Origin of the sequence: uncultured Roseibium sp., assembly GCF_947496995.1 — a bacterium.
Lineage (GTDB): Bacteria > Pseudomonadota > Alphaproteobacteria > Rhizobiales > Stappiaceae > Roseibium.
In genome coordinates this window covers 264,237-284,325 of record NZ_CANMFD010000004.1, presented here as the reverse complement: position 1 = coordinate 284,325, position 20,089 = coordinate 264,237, and the positions used below count along the sequence as shown (strand labels likewise).

The window sequence follows — 20,089 nt, the reverse complement described above, 5'->3', positions numbered from 1 at the left end:
TACCCATGCAGTTGCAAGTTAACGTAGGGGAATGAATATTTTGTTAACGGATTAGATACGATTTGAAAGATCGGTTTTTGGATGATTCGCAGGCGTATGATTCGCTTGCGGAATAGCCGCGCGTTCGCCGGGCATTTCCGTTTTTGCAGGGATGGGGGAGGGGCAGAGGACCCGTATGCGTGAGGCTCTGCCACCTTCAGTTCACTCACTAACTTGCAATGCAAGGTAGCTTGTATTAGGTCTTAGTGATGAATAACGGCGTTGCAGGTTCCGACACTATCCAGGTGCAGCTCAAGAAGGGAGCGCTGGAACTGTGTGTGCTTGCCATGCTGTCGCGCAAGGAAAGCTATGCCTACGAGATTTCGAGCGCGTTGGCTGAAGCCGTCGGGATCGGAGAGAGCACGATCTATCCGCTCATGCGCCGCATGCAGAAGGAAGACCTGGTGGCCTCTCGCATTGTCGAGTCGAGCAGCGGCCCGTCTCGCAAATACTACACGCTCACCGAGGCCGGAAGACAGAGGCTGGAACAGCAGACCCGGGATTGGAGAGCCTTCATGACATCCGTAAACAAGATCCTGGGAGACAGCCGGTGACCCAAGAGCAGTTCCTGACAGAGCTTCGCCAGGCATTGGCGGGTATCCCTGCGCCTGACATTGAGGACATCGTTGCCGACTACCAGTCCTATTTCGCGGAAGCTTTGTCGGCGGGCCGGAACATTGAAGATGTTGTTGCTGCCCACGGCGATCCTAGGCGGCTGGCTCAAGAACTGCGCGCGGAACTTGGTATTCGCAAATGGGAAGATCATCAGAGCCCGCGGACGTTCTGGAACGCAATGCTTGCGTTGGGCGGACTGGCTGCAATCGATCTCATTATCCTGATACCCGGTCTGCTCATTCTCGGTTTCGTGGTCCTCATCCTGTTCTTCGTCCTGTCGCTGTTCGGGGTGATCGGCATCGGAACGCTTCTGGACCTTTTGTCGGCCAGCCACGATCCGGCTGAGGGCTCCCGGGTCTATCTTCTGTTCCGCAGCATCGGATTTCTTGCCGCTTCGCTCGGCGGGATCGTTTTGCTGGTCCTTGGGCTCCGCTGGGGAATGACCCGGCTGGCACGCTATGTGCGGCTTCACTACCGGCTGGCAAGACCTGATCCTGCGGGGACGCGGCCTGCGAGCGGGTGAACCCCGAACATAGATGACTTCATGGGAGGTGCCCTGGATGAAGCGCCGCGCTGTAGCCTGCATTTCAGCTTCGCTGATGATCGTCATGGCCGGGATGGTCTATCTTGTCCTGACCGGTGAGAACGGGCTCTCACGCCCGCAACCGCGTGGGCGATCGATTGAAGTCATAAGGCTCGATGCGGCCGAGACCCGAGATCTTGGATGGAACCCGGACGGGCTGGACGCGGTATTCAGCCATGTGGCCAGGCTGAGCACCGATGCGCTGATGATCGTCACGAATGGACAGGTTGTCGGTGCATTCGGGGATCTCTCGGAGCCTTACAATGTTCATTCCATCCGGAAATCTCTTCTGAGTGCTCTGATTGGCCAACAAATGGCCTCCGATGCGAACCCGCTGCGTCTCGATGCGACGCTTCAGGAACTCGGTATCGATGACTCCCCGGTCCAACTGACAGAGTTGCAGCGGCAGGCAACCTTGCGCGATTTGCTGAAAAGTGTTTCCGGTATCAATCACCCGGCAGCCGCCTCAGGCAGCCTGCAGGCGGAGATCGACAGGCGTCTGGGTCACAAGGAAAACCGGCCCGGCACTGTCTGGGCGTACAACAACTGGGACTATAATGCCCTGACCACGGCTTTCGAGCGCGAAACAGGCACCGGGATTGCCGAAGCGTTCGATATCGGGATTGCGCAGCCTGCAGGGATGCAAGACTTCGACCGATCTGCCGTCTCCTATATTTCCGATGCCAGTCAGTCCGAACACAGGGCGGCAATGTTCTCAATGTCCGCACGCGACCTTGCTCGGGTTGGAGAGCTCTATCTCAACCACGGCCGCGCCGGAGGACAGCGCGTTCTTGCGGACAACTGGGTGAGGCTCATGACAGAGGATTTCACCGAGACAGGCATTGGCGGGTTGAGATGGGGCCACGGATATCTGTGGTGGTTACCCGGTCCGGAGACCGGGTTGCCGGAAGGGACGTTCTGGGCATGGGGGCTGGGAAATCAGGCCCTCATGGTTATCCCGCAGTGGAACACGGTGGTTGTCCACCAATCGGACACCACGGAGTTCTGGAAACGGTTTGTGCCGTTGGTCCGCGATGAGGGCTTGAGCGGAGAAGCGGCCATAGAACAGCTCATTCTGTCATGCCGCGACGCGGCCGCCCGTGAAACCGAATATTGCACCGAGCATCGTTTCATCACGCGGCGCGAGTTCGATCAGCTCATATCGTTGATTGTTGCTGCACGTACAGGGAACGGCTGAAGCGAAAGCGATAAGTCACCTGGCTACGGCGACGCTGCACTTGACCGGAAAGGCGCGCTGAGAGTTTGTCAGCCGTCTGGGCTCCCGTTGCCGGGAGCTTTCGGGCAGCAAGCTGCCGCAGGCCAATCCATGTCGTCTAAAGGTGCGGGACCTAAAGGGATTGATTGATCGCTATCCCGTGTGCCATCTGCGGACCGGTCGGTGCCGACCCGTTGCGTCCGTAGGTCGTTGGCGCGGCCGCGTTCTTGGCGCCGGCCACCTTGGCGACCGTGGCGACAATGCTGCCTGCCACATCGCGCGCGGTGGAGAGAACGGCCAGGTTGATCCGCAGGACAGGCTGGAACTCGCCGTGCTGGCGGCGCAGGGCCTGGGTTGCCGCCGGCGCAAGATTGCCGAGCGCGACCGAATGCTCCTTGGCGGTGATCATGCCGCGTGTGTATTCATGAATAAGGCGGGCCTTGTCCGGCTGGAGTTCGCCGGCTGCCTGTAGCTTTCCGGCCCGGACGAGGTCGGTTTCCATTTCGATGACCGATAAAAGCGCTTCCATGGTGCCGGACAGGGCCTTGCAGAATGTTTCCGCATCCTGGTAGCTCGTCGGCCGATCAAGGGAAAACGGAAACGTCGTCGTATCTGTCTGAGCTGTCATCTGGCCCCCTCCTGCAAAGAAAGCAATTCGCGTTCCACGCTATCGGCCAGTCCGATGCCGCCGTTATCAGCGATGGTGCGTGCGTATTCGTCGATCAATAGGCTCTGCCAGGCATCCGCCCCATGGCCGCTGCCCCAGGTTCCACCTTCTTCCAGTCCGGTAAACATGCTCTGAAGCATGGTGTTCAAAAACACCGCCTCGAATTCCTGCGCCGCCTTGCGGGCCCCGGTCTTGTCGCTCCGGTCGACGCCCTTGAGGGAATCCATCGGGTTTTGCTGGATCGTGGGTGGTGTTATCGCCTCAAACATCACAGCACCTCGATTTCGGCCTGCAGGGCGCCGGACGCCTTGATGGCCTGCAGGATGGAGATCATGTCCCGGGGGCCGATGCCCAGAGCGTTCAGTCCGTCGACCAGCTGCTTCAGCGTCACCGTTTCCGGAACGATCGCAAGTTTCGTCGCGCCGTCCTCGTTGACGGTAACTTCCGAACGCGGCACCACGGCGGTCTCGCCGTTGGCAAAGGGCAGGGGTTGGGAAACCTGAGGCGTTTCGGCGATGGTCACCGTCAGGTTGCCCTGGGCGACGGCGACCATGGACACCTTGACGTCCTGTCCCATGACGATGATGCCTGAGTTTTCGTCGATGACGACGCGGGCGGCGAGATCCGGTTCGACAATCAGCTGCTCGATATCCGTCAGAAGATCGACGATGTTGCCGTCATAGCGTTGCGGCAGATCGAGGCGCACCGTGGCGGGGTCGAGCGGTTCTGCGGTCGGAAGGCCGATCAGCTCGTTGATGGAGAGCGCGACCCGCCGTGCGGTGGTCAGGTCCGGATTGCGCAACGCGAGCCGCAGGGTCGTCAGGGAGGCGAGCTGGAATTCCAGTTCACGCTCGACAAGAGCACCGTTGGCGATGCGCCCGGAAGTGGGAACTCCGCGTACGACCGAAGCGGCGTCTGCCTGGGCGGAGAAGCCGCCGATGGCCACCGAACCTTGCGCGATGGCATAGACCTCACCATCGGCGCCGACCAGAGGAGTGACCAGAAGCGTGCCACCCTGAAGCGACTGGGAATCTCCGAGGGCGCTGACGTTCACGTCGATCCGCGTGCCCTGAGTGGAAAAGGGCGGCAGGTTCGCGGTGACCATGACCGCGGCCACGGTATCGGTGTTCAGGTCGACATTCCGGGTGTTGACGCCGAGCCGTTCCAGCATTGCCTGCAGGCTCTGCTGGGTGAATGGAGAATTGTTGAGAGAATCGCCCGTGCCGTTGAGGCCGACGACAAGACCGTAGCCGATGAGCTGGTTTTCCCGGATCCCCTCGAAATCGGCAATGTCCTTGATGCGGGAGGCGGCAAGCGCAGGCGTCAGCAAAACAGCCGTCCCGATGATCAGGGCAGCGGCGCTGCGCGTGATCCGCGCGGTCCATCCTGAAATCTTTTCACCCAAATTTCGCATTACTGGTTCTTGCCCGTTATCCCCTCCGGCGAAAGCTGCCGGGTCACACATCCTGGTAATGCGTAATGCGAGAGCCGTGCCACTTTTGGGCCGCCTCATGTTCTTTCCGATAATTTGCCCGGATTCTGGGGGGAATGCTGATACAATCACAAGCATATCCACGTAAAATTGCCGATCTGGGTAAAGAAAATGCGTTTGCCGGGCGGCAAATATTGCCCAACCTGCAAGGACTCATTTACCCTTGGCGGCAGAATCTGACGGGCAGGACCGGTTTTATCGGCTAACCTGCGGATGGATCGGAAGAGAAAATGCGTATCACCGGCAATAAACCGATTACTGGCGTCCAGGGGAAAGGTGCGAAAAAGCGCAGCCCGTCCGGGGCGGACCAGTTCGCGCCCGATCTGGGCTCGGAGGTTTCTCCGTCAGCGCAGACGGCCGGCGGCGCCTCTATCCAGGGAATGGATGCGCTTCTGGCCCTGCAGGAAGTCGATGAAGTTGCCGAGCGCCGGTCACGGGCTGCCCGACGCGGACATTCCCTGCTCGATTCACTGGAGGCCGTGCGCGCGGATCTGCTCGGGGGGCACGTCTCCGAAGACCGGCTGGAGACGCTCGCGCAGGACGTTTCCAGACGTCAGCCCAGCGGCGATCCCGATGTGGATTCCGTGATGGATGAGATCGAATTGCGTGTCAAAGTCGAACTGGCGAAGCTTGGCCGATTCCTCGATTAAGCCGTCCTGCAGGCGAGGGGAATATACGTCAAATGTGAGCTAAACTCACGCAACGTTTTGAAAATTCTGGTATTTCCGCGTTTTCATTTTTTTCAAATGGACCGTTGTCGGTTGGAGGATGCGGCTATATATTGCGCCCGGCCTAACGGTAATCCGGAGCTATCGATGACGGTTGAAATAGAGTCTGACTACCGACCCTCGGAAGACGAGCCGTTCATGAATGACAGGCAGCGGGAGTACTTCCGTAACAAGCTGCTGGCCTGGAAAGAGGACATCCTGAGGGAGAGCAAGGAAACGCTCACCAATCTTCAGGAAGAAAGCCAGAACCATCCCGACTTTGCAGACCGTGCGTCGTCCGAATCGGATCGCTCGATCGAGCTGCGTGCCCGTGACCGGCAACGCAAGCTGATTTCAAAGATCGACGATGCGCTGGAACGTATTGTCGACGGGAGCTACGGCTATTGCGAAGAGACGGGCGAACCGATTTCGCTGCGACGTCTCGAAGCCCGGCCGATCGCAACCTTGTCGATTGAAGCCCAGGAAGCACATGAACGCCGCGAAAAGGTGTATCGCGACGACTGACCTTTCATGAATGGCAGTGCTGCCGCATGACTCGCTTTAAACCTTCCCCTTCGCGGGAAGGTTTTTTTATGGCGCGGCGGTATTCAGGCCGGGCCAACAGATGCACGGCCTGCGCGAGGCATTATCCGGCGATCTTGTCCGCCATTACCGAAATTGTCTGGACGTAAACGCTGGCCTTGTTCCATTTCTGCAGAACCTTGTAATTGGCGGTGCCCGGGCCCCAGCCCTGACCGCGGCGCCAGCCGTGCTGCGCCAGGTAATTTGCCGTGGAAGCGAGAACGTCGGGGATCGAGCGGACCAGGTCGCGGCGGCCGTTGCGGTCATAGTCGACGGCGTATTTGACATAGGATGAGGCCAGAAACTGGGTCTGACCGAGTTCGCCCGCCCAGGCCCCCTTCATCTCTTCCGGCGACATGTCGCGCCGTTGAACGATGGTCAGGGCGGCAACCAGTTCGTTGGTGAAAAACGCCGAGCGACGGCAGTCATAGGCGAGGGTGGCGAGAGACTGGAGGACCGGCATGTTGCCGGAAAAGCTGCCGTAATTGGTTTCCAGACCCCAGATCGCCAGAATGACCGGCGCCGGAACACCGTACTTCTTTTCAATGCCCCTGAAGATGCGCGCGTAGGTCTGGCCGAGCTTCTGACCGCGCCGGATCATCGCGTTGTTGACCCGCTTGGCGTAGAATTGCTCAAAGCTCAGCTTGAAGGATTTCTGGCCGCGGTCCAGCCGGATGACCTTGGGATTGTAGCTGACATTCTGCAGGGCCGCCTTCACGACCCTCGGCTTCAGGCGATGACGGGATGCATCGGCAATGAAGGATTGTTTCCAGGCTTCAAAGCCCGCCGGACCGTTGCCGCAGCTGGCGCTCAAGGCCGGTGTGGCCGTCAAAAGACCCAGTCCCAAAAAACAAACGAGCAATCGAACCATCAAATCCTCACTGAATCGCAATCGGCCTGCGATCATTCTAGCTCAAAACGACCCTGCGTCATCCTGACATTGAAATCCTATCGAAACGGCACCTGCCTGACACAGTTGGACGCCTTCAGGTAAAGAGCGGTCAAGGGCGGCCGGCAGGCCATCACGGCTCATGCCGTATGAAATGTGAGTGGACCGGAGCGCCGGGCCGCAGGCGTCCGCGTTCGAAATCGCTGTCCGCATTGAAAGTCAGGCGCGGCAGAGTGTCGTATCCGGCGATTGCCTCGCAATGGCCGGCAAGTTCGGCTTGCAGCCGGGCTTCAAGATCCATTTTTGCCGGACCCTTGTGATAGCCATGCACTCCGTGAATGGTTCTGGGCCTCAACACGTCAAAACCGAGGTAGCGGAAGGTGTAGGCGAGGGGCCAGAGCAGCATCTGGATATCGCCTTCCTTGCCGTTGTAGGCGCTTTCCTCCTGTCTCGACCCGGTGGTTGCGCAGAACAGCACGGACTTGCCGCGAAAGCGGCCGGTATCGAACCTGTTGTCGGTATCGTGCAGCCCGCCATTGACCAGAACCCTTTCGCACCACCCCTTCAGCATGGCGGGCGGGGCGAACCACCAGACGGGAAAGTGCAGGATGATCCGGTCCGCGGCGCGGACCTTGTCGATTTCGTGTTGAACGTCCGCAGGCAACCGGCCCGCCCTGGCGGCAGCTTCCTGTGTTTTCAGGACGTCGTAGGGATCGCTCACGCAGGCCGAAGCATAGTGACCGGGACGCTCCGCCGGATCGAACCCCATGGCGTAAAGGTCGGACCGGAGCACCTCGTCGCCAAGCGACAGGCAGGCCGTTTCCGTAGCTTCGGCCCAGGCGGCGTTGAAGGACGTCGGGGCGGGGTGGACAAGCACGATCAGGGTGATCGTCACGGATTTTATCCTCATTCAGGCTTTAAGGGGGAGGCGTGACACGGTCTCCTGAGGCCGGATCCTCTCGAGAGATTGCGGTAAGAGAACGGGCATGGCGCTCGGGGAGCGAGACGCCATGCCCGTCGTCAGCCGGAGCCACGGGCGCTTCTAGAACACGTCAACGGCGGCCGGCCGGGGGGACGTTAGACCACGGGCCCGTGATCGAGGATCGAAAGAGCCCGCCGTCTGATCGGGTGCCGGGTCAGAACGGCAGCAGGATATCCAGGACCTGGTTGCCGACGCGCGGCTGCTGAACATCGGATATCTGGCCGCGGCCGCCGTAGCCGATACGGGCTTCGGCAATCTGTTCGCTGGCGATACGGTTGTTCGCGGTGATGTCTTCCGGACGGACGATACCGGCGACGATCATTTCGCGGACTTCGAAGTTGACGCGCACCTCCTGGCGGCCTTCGATCACCAGATTGCCGTTTGGCAGGACCTGGGTCACGACGGCGGCCACCGTCGTTTGCAGCGTTTCGTTGCGGTCGACGCTTCCGTCTCCCTCGAAACTGGAGTTGCTGTTGGTGCTCGCAAGATCGCTGGCGGCGACACTGGCCGGCATGAAGATCGTGTCGATGGCCGTGCCGAGGGCGCCGCCGACGCCGGCTCCGCTGGTTTCCGAGCGGCTGCGTTCGGTCTTGTTCTCGATTTCGGCCTGGTCGTCGATGGTGACGACAACGGTCAGGATGTCGCCGACCTGGCTGGCGCGCTGGTCCTTGAAGAAGGCCCGGCTGCCCGACTGCCAGAGCGAATTCGGATTGTAATGCGCCTGCTGCGGTTCCGGCATGGGCATCTGCACGGGGCGGTAGCCCGGCGTCGTGGTCGGATCCTGGATGGCGTTCAGCGCAGGTTGCTGGCCGACATTGGCGAGTTTGTCGGCGGTGCCGCACCCTGCTGCGAGAGCGCTCAGCGCGATGCTCGCCAGCAGGTTTCTGGGAAGGGAGGTCAACATTATTTGGTCTCGCTGTTCAAGCTTGCAACAACAGGATTTGCGGTGAGAACGCGTACTTGACCGCGGGAGGAAACAGTTGCCGGGACGATGCGCCGGGACTGAAGGTTCATGACATCGATGACATCGCCCTTGGCGCCGTCATCCATGGCCTGGGCGCGCGAAGTGAGTTTCATACCCACCATTTCGAAGGTGACCGTGACCTTTTCGCCCCGGCTGACAAGCACCGGGTGGCGGAAATCGTGGCGGGCGAGGGGCGCATTGGCGCGCAGGCTGTTGCGCGCTTCCTTGCCGGCAATTTCCGCCGGATCCAGAATAGCGCCGGCCGGAACCTTGCTGCGCGCGAGCCGGATAACGGTGATGTCGTCTTCGCTGAGAATATCGCCGCGGCGGAGCGGCTGCGTCAGGGTCGCCACCTCGATCATTTCCACGGCGGTACCGCTCAGGGTAACCGCCCGGGTGCCATGTTCGACCGCCACTGTGGCGAAGAGGGTGAAGCGTCCGTTGGACTGCTGCCAGTCGACACGGTCGATCCGTACGGGATCCGTCACTTTCGGGTCGGCCATGATCTCTTCGGGGGCCTGCACCAGCCGCACGTCGAGATTGTCGGCGTCCACACCGGCATTGCGTTCTGCAAGAGCCGTCCGGACCAGTCCTTCAAGACGGCCCCGGTCGAACCTTGTTGCGCCCCGGTGGACGACAACCGAGCGCAATCCGTCGGTTCCGGCAAGTTCCAGACCCGCCGCCCGGGCGCGCTTGGCGACGACATCGGCGGCCACATTGCCGGATGTTCCCATGTCCGGCGAGCGGAAGAGGGGTTTGGACGCCAGCAGGCCGGCGTTTGAGTAGAAGTCTCCGACGGTCACGATGTCGGACAGGGTCAGAACCTGGGAGCGCAGGATCGGGCGCTCTTCCGCGAGCGACACTCCGCCGGCGAGTCCCGCCAGCAGAAGGGCGATCGCGGTCTTCAGAAGGTGTTTCATCATCTCAGCCTTCCAATCTTAGCGCAGGTTGGTGGTCGTGGAGTACATCTCGTCGGCTGCCTGGATGATCTGCGAATTCATCTCATAGGCGCGCTGGGCGGAGATGAGGTCGGCGATTTCCGTCACCGCGTCCACATTGGCCATTTCCAGGAAGTACTGCGCGACGCTGCCGAAGCCGTCATCGCCGGGGTCGCCGGTTTCCGGTGCGCCGCTGGCATCCGTTTCCCGGAAGAGGTTGTCGCCGATCGCCTCGAGGCCCGCAGTGTTGACGAACCTGACCAGCTGGACCTGTCCGAGCTGGACGGTGTTGCCTGCCTGATCGACGCCCTGAACCTCACCGGTGTTGGAAATGGTGATGTCCAGGGTGGTTTCGGGAATGTTGATGCCCGGGTTGACGGTGTAGCCGTCAACGGTCACGAGCTGGCCGTCGGCGTCCCGCTCGAACGATCCGTCGCGGGTGTAGACCGTGGTGCCGTCCGGCATGTCGATCTGGAAGAAACCTTCACCGCGGATGGCCAGGTCGAGCTGCTTGCCGGTCTGTTCCAGCGAGCCTTGCGACATGATGCGGGTGGTGGAGGCCAGCTTTACGCCAGAGCCGATCTGGATACCGGTCGGGACGATCGTTCCGGCGTCGGAGGTCTCCGTGCCCATGCGGCGCAGGTTCTGGTAGAGAAGATCCTGGAAATCCGCCCGCTGCTTCTTGAAGCCGGTCGTGCGCATGTTGGCCACGTTGTTCGAAATGACTTCGACGTTCAGTTCCTGGGCCTTCATGCCCGTCGCGGCGATATGGAGTGCTTTCATTTTCTTATTCCTCGATGCCGCTTAGGCCTGAAATTTTCCAAGGGTGCCGATGGCCTGCCGGCGGAGCTCATCCAGGTCCTTCACGACCTTGGATGTCGCGTCATAGGCGCGGGTGACCTCGATAAGCCGGGTTACTTCGGTGATGCCGTAGACATTCGAGCCTTCTACGGCTCCCTGAACCATGCGCACTTCGGCGGCAGCGATGGGGTCTTCACCGGCAAAGAGCGTGTCGCCGACCTTCTCGAGGGTGCGCACGTCTTCAAAGTTCACGACCTTGATCTTGCCGCGAATGCCCTGCTCGGTCGCGATCGTACCGTCCTTGGCGATTTCCACCCGGCCGTCCTCGACCGAAAAGGTGATCGGGCCCACGTCGGTCATGACAGGATGTCCGCTGCCAGAGATCAGCTGGCCGTTCGCGTCGAGACCGAAGGCGCCGCTGCGGGTGTAGGCTTCCGTGCCGTCTTCCATCTGGACGGCGAAAAAGCCGTCGCTGTTGAGCGCGAGATCGAATTCATTGCCGGTCAACTTGATCGAGCCGTGCTCGAAGTTGGTCCGCGTTGTGAACATGTCCGTGTAGGAAATCTTGCGGTCCTGCGGCAGGAAGGCGGTCCCGTCCGCGACGGGCATGAGATATTCCGCGAAATGCAGATTCTGCGACTTGAAGCCGGTTGTGTTGATGTTCGCCATGTTGTTGGCGACCACATCCAGCTTGTGTCTCAAGATCGATTGCCTCGACAAGGCAACTAGTTGAGCGTTCTCCATGGCGAACGGTTCCCTTCATGCTCCCCGAAAAGCCGGCTGATCTCCCCAGATCCGCTGGCTCGTTAAGGTTAATGCACGGAGCGTGCCAATTTTTAAATCGTTGGGAAATCTGGGTAAAAGCTTAACGGGGCGGATGCATGCGGCAAGAGATTCCGGCAAAACTTAACCAGTTGGCAATATTTGCCCGGTGACTCGCGTCAGTGGAGCGGATCCAATCGTTAACCACTCGTTAACCATTAACTCTTTAGTAATAATTTAGCGCGCGCGAGCGCAAGCTTGAAGCGGAGTGCGGAATGGCGGACGAAAATGCCGCAGGCGAAGAAGACGAAGACGCCGCTGAGGGCAGTGCCGGCGGTGGCCGGAAGAAACTGTTCCTGTTCGGCGGCATCGGACTTGTGGTCCTGCTCGCCGCGGGCGGTGGGGCCTATTTCTTCCTGATGGGGTCTGACAGCCCGGCACCGACGCCGGGCGAGGGGGATCCGCTTCAGGAAGTGCAGAAGCCGGTGGTGTTTTACGACCTGCCGGAGATGACCGTGAATTTGGCGACGGACGGGCGCTCCACCTATCTCAAGGTCCGCATCGCCCTGGAAGTTGAAAACCGCGGGATGATCGAACAGATCCAACCGTTTTTGCCGCGTATTCTGGATGCGTTCCAGATTTACCTGCGCGAGCTGCGCCCAGCGGACCTGGAAGGGTCTGCCGGTCTGTTCCGTCTGAAGGAAGAATTGCTCAGGCGGATCAATCTGTCGGTCTATCCGGCAAAGGTTGAAGGGGTACTGTTCAAGGAAATCCTTGTTCAGTAGGGTTTAATGGCTGATACCGACGAAGATGACCTGTCCGAAGAGGACATGGCCGACGCCTGGGGCGCTGCCCTGGCGGAGCAGGGTGCCGGCGGCGACGAGGACGACGATCTGGCCGCGGCCTGGGGCGCGGCGCTCGAAGAGCAGGGAGCCGGGGGCTCCGACGATATGGCGGCCCAATGGGCGGCGATGATCGACGACAGCGAGCCGGATCTGGAAAACGCCACGAGAGGCGCGGATCGTGTTCTCAACCAGGAGGAAATCGACAACCTTCTGGGCTTCAATATCGAAGATACGATTGCCGGCGACCAGAGCGGCATTCGGGCGCTCATCAACTCGGCGATGGTCTCCTACGAGCGTCTGCCGATGCTCGAAATCGTGTTCGACCGTCTGGTGCGGCTGACGACCACCTCCTTGCGCAACTTCACCTCCGACAACGTCGAGGTGTCGCTGGATTCCATCAGCTCGGTGCGTTTCGGCGATTACCTGAACTCGATTCCGCTGCCGGCCATTCTGGGTGTGTTCAAGGCTGAGGAATGGGACGGCTTCGGGCTGATCACGGTTGAATCCAGTCTCATCTATTCCATCATCGATGTGCTGCTCGGCGGCGGGCGGGGAACATCGGCCGTCCGTGTGGAAGGCCGCCCATACACCACCATCGAAACGGGCCTCGTGCAGCAGATGGTGTCGCTCATCCTGCAGGATGCGGAGCAGGCATTCGCGCCGCTTTCGCCGGTTCACTTCAATCTCGAACGGCTGGAAACCAACCCGCGCTTTGCGGCGATCTCCCGCCCGGCCAATGCCGCCATTCTCGTAGAGCTCAGGATCGACATGGAAGACCGGGGGGGCTCGGTCGAGATCATGATGCCCTATGCGACGCTGGAGCCGATCCGCGATCTGCTCCTGCAGATGTTCATGGGCGAGAAGTTCGGCCGCGATCCGATCTGGGAGGGCCATCTGGCTTCCGAGATTCATGCTGCGGAAATCGAGATCGATGCCGTTCTTTACGAAACCTACCTGCCGCTCGGGCGGGTCCTGAGCCTTGGTGTCGGTCAGACACTGGTGTTCGATGTGGGACCGTCCGATCCCGTGCTGATCAAGTGCGGCAATGTTCCGTTGACGGAAGGGACGCTCGGGAAAGTGAACGATTCCATTTCCATCCGTGTCGCAAAGAATTTGCGCAAGCAGAAAATGACCCTGGCTGCATTCGAGCGTGCCATGCAAAGCGAAATGGAGAATTAATGACCACCTTGCCACTCGGAATGATTATCGAAGGTATGGTCGCTGTTCTGTTGCTGATCACGATCGGCTACTGCTGGATGCTGAACAAGCGTTTGCAGCGGCTGCGCGCCGACGAGCAGGTGCTGCGGGCAACCATTTCGGAGTTGATGACGGCAACGGAAATCGCCGAACGGGCGATCCTCGGCCTGAAGACCACCGCCGCAGAGGCCGACAAGACCCTCGGCACCCGTCTCAAGCAGGCGGAAACAATGTCGCACAGCCTGGCCGACCAGCTTGGTGAAGGCGAGAAGGTGTTTACCCGCATCACGCAGATCGCCGAAGCCGCCCGCTCTGCCATGCCGGCGCGTGAAAGCGCGCCGCACAGCGACGTCTATGCGGCGCCGCCACAGACCTCGGCCCCGGCCTATGCTCCGCAGCAGCCGTCCTATGCGCCTGCCTCTCATTATGGCGGGCCTGCTGCTCCCGAACCCGAGCCGGAGCGCAAGCGCAGCCGTACCTCCGATATCCGCAGCGCGGCAGCGGAAGCGACGGCCCGGCTTGAGGAATTCCGCAGGCGCAAGGGCGCTGCGGCATGAACTTGAGACTGCTGCCATTATTGGGGATTTCGGCAAGCGCTCTGCTTGCGCTCAAGGTGCTCGGGCTCGTGCTCGGGCCCGACAGCGGCAATCTTCCGATCAATGGCGCAGTCGCCCAGGAAACCGCGGCCAGCGCCGATGCCGGCGAAGCCCCGCCCGACATGCCCGAGGATGGGGCGCCTCCGCCGCCTCCCGCAGGCGGCGTGCCGGACCAGCCGGTCTTGCCGGACAATCTTGAAATCGGGGGATCCGCGGCCGAGCGCGCCGTGCTGGAAAGCCTCGGAAAGCGCCGGGAAAACCTGCAGCAGCAGGAGGGGCAGCTCGATCTGCGGGAAAAACTCCTGCAGGCGACCGAGGAACGCATTCAAAAGCAGGTGGACGAACTCAAGCAACTGGAACAGCGCATCGAGGCCGCCGTCGGCGAAAAGGAAAAGCAGGAGCGTGAGGAGATAGCCGGGCTTGTCACCATGTATGAAAGCATGAAGCCCAAGGACGCCGCCCGCATTTTCGACCGGCTCAGCCTTCCGATCCTCCTCAAGGTGGTTCGCCAGATGAAGCCGAGGAAGATGGCCGATATCCTGGCCCGGATGTCAGGCGAATCTGCGGAAAAGCTGACGGTCGCCATTGCTGGTGACCCGGACGCGGGTGCGGAAACCGCCAAGCCGATGCCGGCCCAGGTGCCTGTTCAGGATAACTTGCCTAAAATCCCATCTAACTGAGCGAAACACGTGGATTTAAACGTGTCGCGTAAGAGCACGTTAAGAACAGAAAACTAATAATGGTGTGTTGGTGTTATCCAAGGACAGAACAACTTGCAGGGACTATTCCTGACCATTGGTAAAAGCTGCTATTCCGCCGTTGCCGGCGGACAGCGGGCGCTTTCGCGTCTGGCTGCGGCTGCCGTTTGGTCAGTCCTGGTCCTGTTCCTGAGTGCCGGACTTGCCCCGCTTCGGGCTCAGTCGCTCGAACCGGTGGATGTCGACGTTTCCCAGAAAGACGGATACGGCCGGATCGTCCTGACCTTCAAGGACCGGACGCTGCTGCCGATCTACGATGCCCTGATCACCGGCGGTGTGTTGCGGATCTCCTTCGAGGAGCCGATCGACATCAATGTCGACGACGTGCCGCTCGATCTCAAGGATTACGTCGCCATCGCCCGCCGCGATCCCGACGGCAGCGCCATCCGCTTCGCCCTGAAGAACCAGTTCAAGATAAACACGCTGGAAGCCGGGGAGAAACTCTTCGTCGATATCCTGCCGCTCAACTGGCAGGGTCTGCCGCCCGGTCTGCCCGACGATGTGGTGCGGGAATTGGCCAAGCGGGCAGAAGCCGCCATGCGCAAGGTTCGTGCGCTGGAACAGGCACGGCTGAAAGTGCAGGAAGGTCCGGAAGTCGCGCTTTACGTGGGCGAACATCCGACCTTCACCCGGCTTGTCTTCGACTGGTCCATCAAATTCGATACTGCGTTCGTACGCGAGAACGACATCATCAAGTTGACGTTCAATCATCCGGCGCAACTGGATATCTCTCATCTGCGCGCGCATCTCCCCCAGGGGGTCATCGATGCCACCTCGTTCCTGGACCAGGGCAAGCTCAAGTTCCTGATGCGTATCGAGCCGTCCGTGGACATCCGTGCCTTCCGCGAGGAGCAGACCTACGTCATAGACGTGACGCCCGAGAACATGACCGCCAACGATCCGGCGAATGCCCTGATCAACAAGGAACTGTCGGTCGAGGACAACGAAAACCGCCAAAGCATGATCACCGCTCCCGGCCTGAGGGATACGCGGGAAGTGAAGGAACCGCGCGGTCTGCCGTCGTCCGGTCCCACCGTTTCCACAGGCGGCAACATCATGAAGGAATCGGAAGCTGACGATTCCCCTGCCTATACGGTGGTCCCACTTGCCCCTGCAAAAGCCGGGGAGGGCACAGGGTTGCTGGATACCGGGCAACCGCCGACGGAAAACCCCGATCTTTCGAATTCGGCTCCACCCGAAGGACCCCGGTTGGCGATGGTGCCCAGATCCAAGCCGGTTCGTTCCGCGCAAACCGAAACTACTACGACCGCCACGGCGGTCGAAGCACTTCCTGCGCCGGACCTTGTCGCTTCCGTGCTGTCCCCGGCCGATGCGGACGACGTTCATCGGTCGGACGGCCTGATCACGTCGGCAATTCCGGATCCGGCCGCCGGCAAGCGCGAGGAAGATCAGGCGGCTGCGGCGCCGGTTGTCACCGCACAGGCGGCGCCCGGCGCGTTGCCCCTTTCCGGTTCGGCTCCGGTAGAAGTACAGGAAGAAGAATTCGTCCGGCAGGCGCCGATGCTCGATCTTTCCACGCAGCAGATTGAGCCGCCACAGGATCCGGATCAGAACCAGGATCAGGATGGCGCGCAGGGCGATGCCGGAGACATCCAGACCTTGCCGCAAGGCGACATAGCTGACGGTTCAGCCGAGGGGGCTATGCCTTCTCCGCAGGATCCCTCGGAGATGCAGCAACCCCTGAGCCTCGGGGGATCGGATGTGCCGGCCGGCATTCAGCTGCCCCGTCGTTCACAATCTGCCGTGCCGGATGTCTGGCGGGCAACGGGCGGGCAGGATCTGACGCAGATGCCGGACTCGCCGGAAACACCTCCAGCCGAGTTCGCGGAGGAGGTCCGCAACTTCGTATCGGCCGAGGCGCGCAGGATCGGGAATACCGTGCGCGTGGTCTTTCCCTTTTCCGAGCCGGTCTCGAGCGCCGTTTTCCGCCGCAACGACAGCATCTGGCTGGTGTTCGACACCGACGCCACCATCGATACGAGGGGCATGGTCTCGGCGCTCGCCGAAACCGCGGAAGCCATCGATGTGCATCAATTCGAGGATTACCAGATCCTGCGGATGGACATGAACGATCCCGTGTTGGCAACCGTCGGTGTGGACGGCAATGCCTGGTCGCTGGTGATCGGCGACATGATCCTGGAGCCGTCCATTCCGCTCAAGCTTGAACGCAATATTCGTGGTGACGGCGGCTCGGCGCTCAGGGTGCTTTATCAGGAGCCCCAGAACATCCGCCAGGTTGAAGATCCGTTCGTCGGCGACACGATTTCCCTGGTGACCGGTTTCGGTCCGCCGAGGGGCTTGTTGAAACCTCAGAATTTCGTGGATCTGAGCGCGCTGAGCTCGGCCCAGGGGATTGCCATCGCGTCGAAGTCCGACGGTGTGAAGATGAAGATCCTCGGCGATGACGTGATCATCGAAAAGGACGGTGGTCTTTCCCTGTCCAGCGAACATCTGCGCGGCGGAACCGGGGCTTTCAACAGGATCATCGATCCCGCGGAAAGCAACTATATCGAATTCGTGTCTCTCAGCACGGAAGGGCCGGGTGCCTATCGCTCGCGGCTTCAGGAGCTGCAGGACCGTCTGGCGCAATCGCCGGAAGGCAAGCGCCGGCAACCGCTGATGGCGCTGGCCCGGTTCTATCTGGCCCACCAGTTCGCGCAGGAGGCACAGGGTCTCATGAAGCTGGCGCTTGAGGAAGAGCCGGCAATGGCGGAGGACAGTTCCTTCAACCTGATGATGGGTGCTGCCCAGACGATGGCCAACCGTCCGGAAGAGGCCTATCACCATCTGAACCGGCCCGAACTGAAGAACAGTCCGGATGCGGCCATCTGGCAGACCATCGTTGACGTCAAGCTGGGGCACTGGACACCGGCGCGTATCGCAATGCCGCGTGGTCGTGCCGTGGTTGGCAACTATCCTTCGGCCATCCAGACCGAATTCAAGCTTGCCGCTGCCCAGGCCTCCGTGGAAGTCAACGATTTCGGTGTCGCCAACGGGATCCTGGCCGAGATCGAACCGAGTGAAGTCACCCGTGCGCAGGCCGCACGCTACGACATCCTGCGCGGACGGGTCGCCGATGCGTCCGGCCGGTCTCAGGAAGCTTTGACCGTGTTCGATCTGGTTACGCGGTCCGACGACAGGCCGCGTGCCGCCGAAGCGGAATACCGGGCACTTCGGATCCGCTACCGGGATGGCGAGCTTGGAATAGATGAAGCCATCGACAGGCTGGCCGGACTGGCCACGTCCTGGCGCGGGGACGAGATAGAGCTGAAAACGCTGCGCTTCCTGGCGCAGCTTTATGCCGAACGAGGCCAATACCGCGAAGCGTTCGAGGCCATGAGGTCCGCGGTTCAGGCCGAACCGGATGCCGATACCACCCGCCTGCTGCAGGAAGAAATGAACGGCTTGTTCAATTCCCTGTTCCTGGACGGCAAGGTCGATGAAATGCCGACGATCAAGGCGTTGGCTCTTTATTATGATTTCCGCGAGTTGACGCCCATCGGCCGTCGGGGCGACGAGATGGTCCGTCTTCTGGCCGAGAAGCTGGTGGAAGTCGACCTGCTGGGACAGGCGACCGACCTGTTGCGGCATCAGGTCGACAACCGGCTGAAAGGCGCGGCCAGAGCTCAGATCGCAGCCGATCTGGCTGCCATCTACCTGATGGACCGCAAGGCGGACGAAGCTTTGCGTGTCCTGAACCGCACGCGGCAGGCGAGCCTGCCATCCACTCTTGAACGGCAGCGGAACATCGTCGAAGCCAGGGCACTTACCGAAAGCGGGCGCCCGGATCTTGCCTTGGAACTGGTGCGCAACATGCGTGGTTCGGATGTGGACCGTCTGCGAGGCGACACTTTCTGGGCTGCCGAAAGCTGGCGGGAAGCCGGCGAACAGTTCGAGGCGATGCACGGTTCGCGCTGGTCGGACAATATTCCCCTCGACGATCTGGAACGCCGCGATATTCTTCGCGCCGGAATTGCCTTTTCGCTGGCAGGCGACCGCTTGAGCCTGGAACGGCTGCAGACCAAATATATGACGAAAATGTCCAACAGCCCCGAAGCTCTGGCCTTTGAAATCGTCACCCGACCGTTCGAAACCCAGGGCGTCGAGTTCCTGGAAATCGCCAATCAGCTGGCGGATGTCGATTCACTGGAAACTTTCCTGAAGGAATACCGCCGCCAGTACATGTCGCCTGACCGCAGCCCGGACCAGTCCACAGCGGTTTCGCAAGCCGGCGACGCTGCCGGTTAGAGCAAGCTGCGTTCAATCGAACTGTCAGCTCCCGGCAAGTCTACTGAGCGGCCAGCTGCTGGCTGTAGTATCGCGGGTTTCTCAGTTCAGCCTTGTAGCGCATGACCAGTTCGGGAATTGACCGCGTGCTGCGGTCGAGCCAGCCGCTGCGGGCTTTCAGGAAATCGCGATAGGTCTTCTCGTGGATGCCGGTCTGCAGCATCAGGCGCATGATCGCGCCGTCCGCGTCCGATTTGAGCGTATCGGAAACGACTTCATCGGCGAGATTGATCTTGCGGCTGATCAGCCAGATGGCGGCATCGAGGCGTTCCTGCTCGAAGAGGGTGCGCAGGATGGCGTCGAACGACAACTCACCGTTGGCAATCTGGATGCTGGCCTCGTGGCGGGAGTATTTCACACCGTCCAGCTCAATGCCGCCGTCGCGCGGCAGGTCCTTGATCGAATTGGCCAGCCGCTCCAGGTCGCCCGTTTCCAGCGCTTTCCTGAGCGGAGCGGGTATGAGCGGGCAGTTGGTCTCCAGAATTTCCATCTGGGTCTTCAGGAATTGCTCGTCCTTGATCGCGCGCTTGGCAATCCAGGCAAGGACATCGGGCTCTGTATTTGCAAAGATTAGCAGGGCCAGGGTGCCCTTGACGGAAAACGGCGCGGCCGGATTGTCCAGCAGCGCGTGAACCACATCCCTGCTGCTGCGGGCGATGAGCGTGTCACAGATTTTCTCGCTCAGATCGGCCCGGCGGGCCATGGACAACCGCTTGTCGTTCCCCCCGGCCTGGGCAATCCGCATCAGCCCGTTCTGGCTGATCATGGGAGAACACTCGATGACGGGTTCGGAGAGCTCGTAGTCTTCCTGGGCGAGCCTGTCGGCAAGTTCGGATACGATGCGATCGGTCTTGGCGAGCCGCACGACCAGTTCGTAGCGGGCCTCACGGTCGAGCTGGTTGAACACGGTCAGAACGATTCCGGAAAACAGCTCCCGTTCCATCTCGCTGGGTTGATGCTCTTCCGAACGGGCATATTCCCCCACAAGGGTCCGGATGAGTTTTGACCTCGATTCCGGTTCCCTGATCCTTGCGAGCTGTTCAAGTTGTTCTTGTAGCACTGGTTCACCACTGCGATTTCAGAGGGAGAAGCCCTTGAATTGAGTGGTGATCTTCGCGTCCTATTGTTAATTTTCCTCTACTTTTAGA

20 protein-coding genes are annotated in these 20,089 nt (G+C 60.7%); 10 read left to right on the top strand and 10 right to left on the bottom strand.

The features are described from left to right. The first annotated feature begins 248 nt into the window (after window positions 1-248). The 3 genes from Q1B40_RS17345 to Q1B40_RS17335 are packed head-to-tail and all read left to right on the top strand — an operon-like array spanning window position 249 to window position 2,435. The gene (locus Q1B40_RS17345; protein WP_299817084.1) at window positions 249-593 is read left to right on the top strand and encodes a PadR family transcriptional regulator; all 345 of its coding nucleotides are present in this window, start codon (window positions 249-251) and stop codon (window positions 591-593) included. Then, a complete protein-coding gene (locus Q1B40_RS17340) occupies window positions 590-1,177 on the top strand; it encodes a DUF1700 domain-containing protein (protein WP_299817082.1) in 588 nt (195 codons plus the stop codon). The genes Q1B40_RS17345 and Q1B40_RS17340 overlap by 4 nt, the downstream gene beginning before the upstream one ends. Window positions 1,178-1,190: 13 nt before the next feature. Further along, window positions 1,191-2,435 (top strand): serine hydrolase, encoded by a 1,245-nt coding sequence (locus tag Q1B40_RS17335; protein WP_299817080.1) that lies wholly within the window; start codon window positions 1,191-1,193, stop codon window positions 2,433-2,435. Between the two features lie 151 nt (window positions 2,436-2,586). Here the strand turns inward: Q1B40_RS17335 and Q1B40_RS17330 are convergent, their stop codons facing one another. From Q1B40_RS17330 to Q1B40_RS17320, 3 genes are read right to left on the bottom strand one after another with little or no spacing between them, the layout of a single operon-like run. Beyond that, complete coding sequence (locus Q1B40_RS17330; protein ID WP_299817078.1) at window positions 2,587-3,081, bottom strand: flagellar protein FlgN; 495 nt, start codon at window positions 3,079-3,081, stop codon at window positions 2,587-2,589. Next, window positions 3,078-3,389: a rod-binding protein gene (locus tag Q1B40_RS17325; RefSeq protein ID WP_299817076.1), complete on the bottom strand. Its 312-nt coding sequence runs from the start codon at window positions 3,387-3,389 to the stop codon at window positions 3,078-3,080. The genes Q1B40_RS17330 and Q1B40_RS17325 overlap by 4 nt, the downstream gene beginning before the upstream one ends. After that, a complete protein-coding gene (locus tag Q1B40_RS17320; RefSeq protein ID WP_299817074.1) occupies window positions 3,389-4,534 on the bottom strand; it encodes a flagellar basal body P-ring protein FlgI in 1,146 nt (381 codons plus the stop codon). The genes Q1B40_RS17325 and Q1B40_RS17320 overlap by 1 nt, the downstream gene beginning before the upstream one ends. Before the next feature lie 308 nt (window positions 4,535-4,842). Between Q1B40_RS17320 and Q1B40_RS17315 the strand changes: the two genes are divergently transcribed. Together Q1B40_RS17315 and dksA are read left to right on the top strand one after the other, a co-directional pair. Beyond that, on the top strand, window positions 4,843-5,262 hold the full coding sequence (locus tag Q1B40_RS17315; protein ID WP_299817072.1) for a flagellar assembly protein FliX: 420 nt from the start codon (window positions 4,843-4,845) through the stop codon (window positions 5,260-5,262). 165 nt (window positions 5,263-5,427) lie between these two features. Further along, a complete protein-coding gene (gene dksA / locus Q1B40_RS17310; RefSeq protein ID WP_299817070.1) occupies window positions 5,428-5,844 on the top strand; it encodes an RNA polymerase-binding protein DksA in 417 nt (138 codons plus the stop codon). Between the two features lie 121 nt (window positions 5,845-5,965). Here the strand turns inward: dksA and Q1B40_RS17305 are convergent, their stop codons facing one another. From Q1B40_RS17305 to flgF, 6 genes are all read right to left on the bottom strand, one after another. Beyond that, on the bottom strand, window positions 5,966-6,733 hold the full coding sequence (locus Q1B40_RS17305) for a lytic transglycosylase domain-containing protein (RefSeq protein ID WP_299817068.1): 768 nt from the start codon (window positions 6,731-6,733) through the stop codon (window positions 5,966-5,968). Window positions 6,734-6,923: 190 nt separating this feature from the next. After that, a complete protein-coding gene (locus Q1B40_RS17300; protein WP_299817066.1) occupies window positions 6,924-7,685 on the bottom strand; it encodes an NAD(P)H-dependent oxidoreductase in 762 nt (253 codons plus the stop codon). A gap of 241 nt (window positions 7,686-7,926) precedes the next feature. After that, complete coding sequence (flgH, locus tag Q1B40_RS17295) at window positions 7,927-8,676, bottom strand: flagellar basal body L-ring protein FlgH (RefSeq protein ID WP_299817064.1); 750 nt, start codon at window positions 8,674-8,676, stop codon at window positions 7,927-7,929. Further along, entirely contained in the window at window positions 8,676-9,659 is a 984-nt protein-coding gene (gene flgA, locus Q1B40_RS17290; RefSeq protein WP_299817062.1) for a flagellar basal body P-ring formation chaperone FlgA, read from the bottom strand. The genes flgH and flgA overlap by 1 nt, the downstream gene beginning before the upstream one ends. Before the next feature lie 15 nt (window positions 9,660-9,674). Next, a complete protein-coding gene (gene flgG / locus Q1B40_RS17285; RefSeq protein WP_299817060.1) occupies window positions 9,675-10,457 on the bottom strand; it encodes a flagellar basal-body rod protein FlgG in 783 nt (260 codons plus the stop codon). Window positions 10,458-10,478: 21 nt separating this feature from the next. After that, window positions 10,479-11,219 carry a flagellar basal-body rod protein FlgF gene (gene flgF, locus Q1B40_RS17280; protein WP_299817058.1) on the bottom strand — a complete coding sequence of 247 codons (741 nt, stop codon included), beginning with the start codon at window positions 11,217-11,219 and terminating at the stop codon, window positions 10,479-10,481. A gap of 293 nt (window positions 11,220-11,512) precedes the next feature. On the opposite strand from flgF, the gene fliL reads away from it, so the two are divergent. From fliL to Q1B40_RS17255, 5 genes are all read left to right on the top strand, one after another. After that, a complete protein-coding gene (fliL, locus tag Q1B40_RS17275; RefSeq protein WP_299817056.1) occupies window positions 11,513-12,022 on the top strand; it encodes a flagellar basal body-associated protein FliL in 510 nt (169 codons plus the stop codon). 6 nt (window positions 12,023-12,028) lie between these two features. Then, window positions 12,029-13,261, top strand: a complete 1,233-nt coding sequence (gene fliM, locus Q1B40_RS17270) for a flagellar motor switch protein FliM (protein ID WP_299817054.1) — start codon at window positions 12,029-12,031, stop codon at window positions 13,259-13,261. After that, window positions 13,261-13,836 carry a DUF6468 domain-containing protein gene (locus tag Q1B40_RS17265; protein WP_299817052.1) on the top strand — a complete coding sequence of 192 codons (576 nt, stop codon included), beginning with the start codon at window positions 13,261-13,263 and terminating at the stop codon, window positions 13,834-13,836. Before fliM ends, Q1B40_RS17265 begins: the two co-directional genes overlap by 1 nt. Further along, entirely contained in the window at window positions 13,833-14,555 is a 723-nt protein-coding gene (locus Q1B40_RS17260; RefSeq protein ID WP_299817050.1) for a hypothetical protein, read from the top strand. The genes Q1B40_RS17265 and Q1B40_RS17260 overlap by 4 nt, the downstream gene beginning before the upstream one ends. 93 nt (window positions 14,556-14,648) lie before the next feature. Then, window positions 14,649-18,902 (top strand): tetratricopeptide repeat protein, encoded by a 4,254-nt coding sequence (locus Q1B40_RS17255; RefSeq protein WP_299817048.1) that lies wholly within the window; start codon window positions 14,649-14,651, stop codon window positions 18,900-18,902. 40 nt (window positions 18,903-18,942) lie between these two features. On the opposite strand, the gene Q1B40_RS17250 is transcribed toward Q1B40_RS17255, so the two are convergent. Next, complete coding sequence (locus tag Q1B40_RS17250; RefSeq protein ID WP_299817046.1) at window positions 18,943-20,001, bottom strand: DUF2336 domain-containing protein; 1,059 nt, start codon at window positions 19,999-20,001, stop codon at window positions 18,943-18,945. Window positions 20,002-20,089 lie beyond the last annotated feature (88 nt).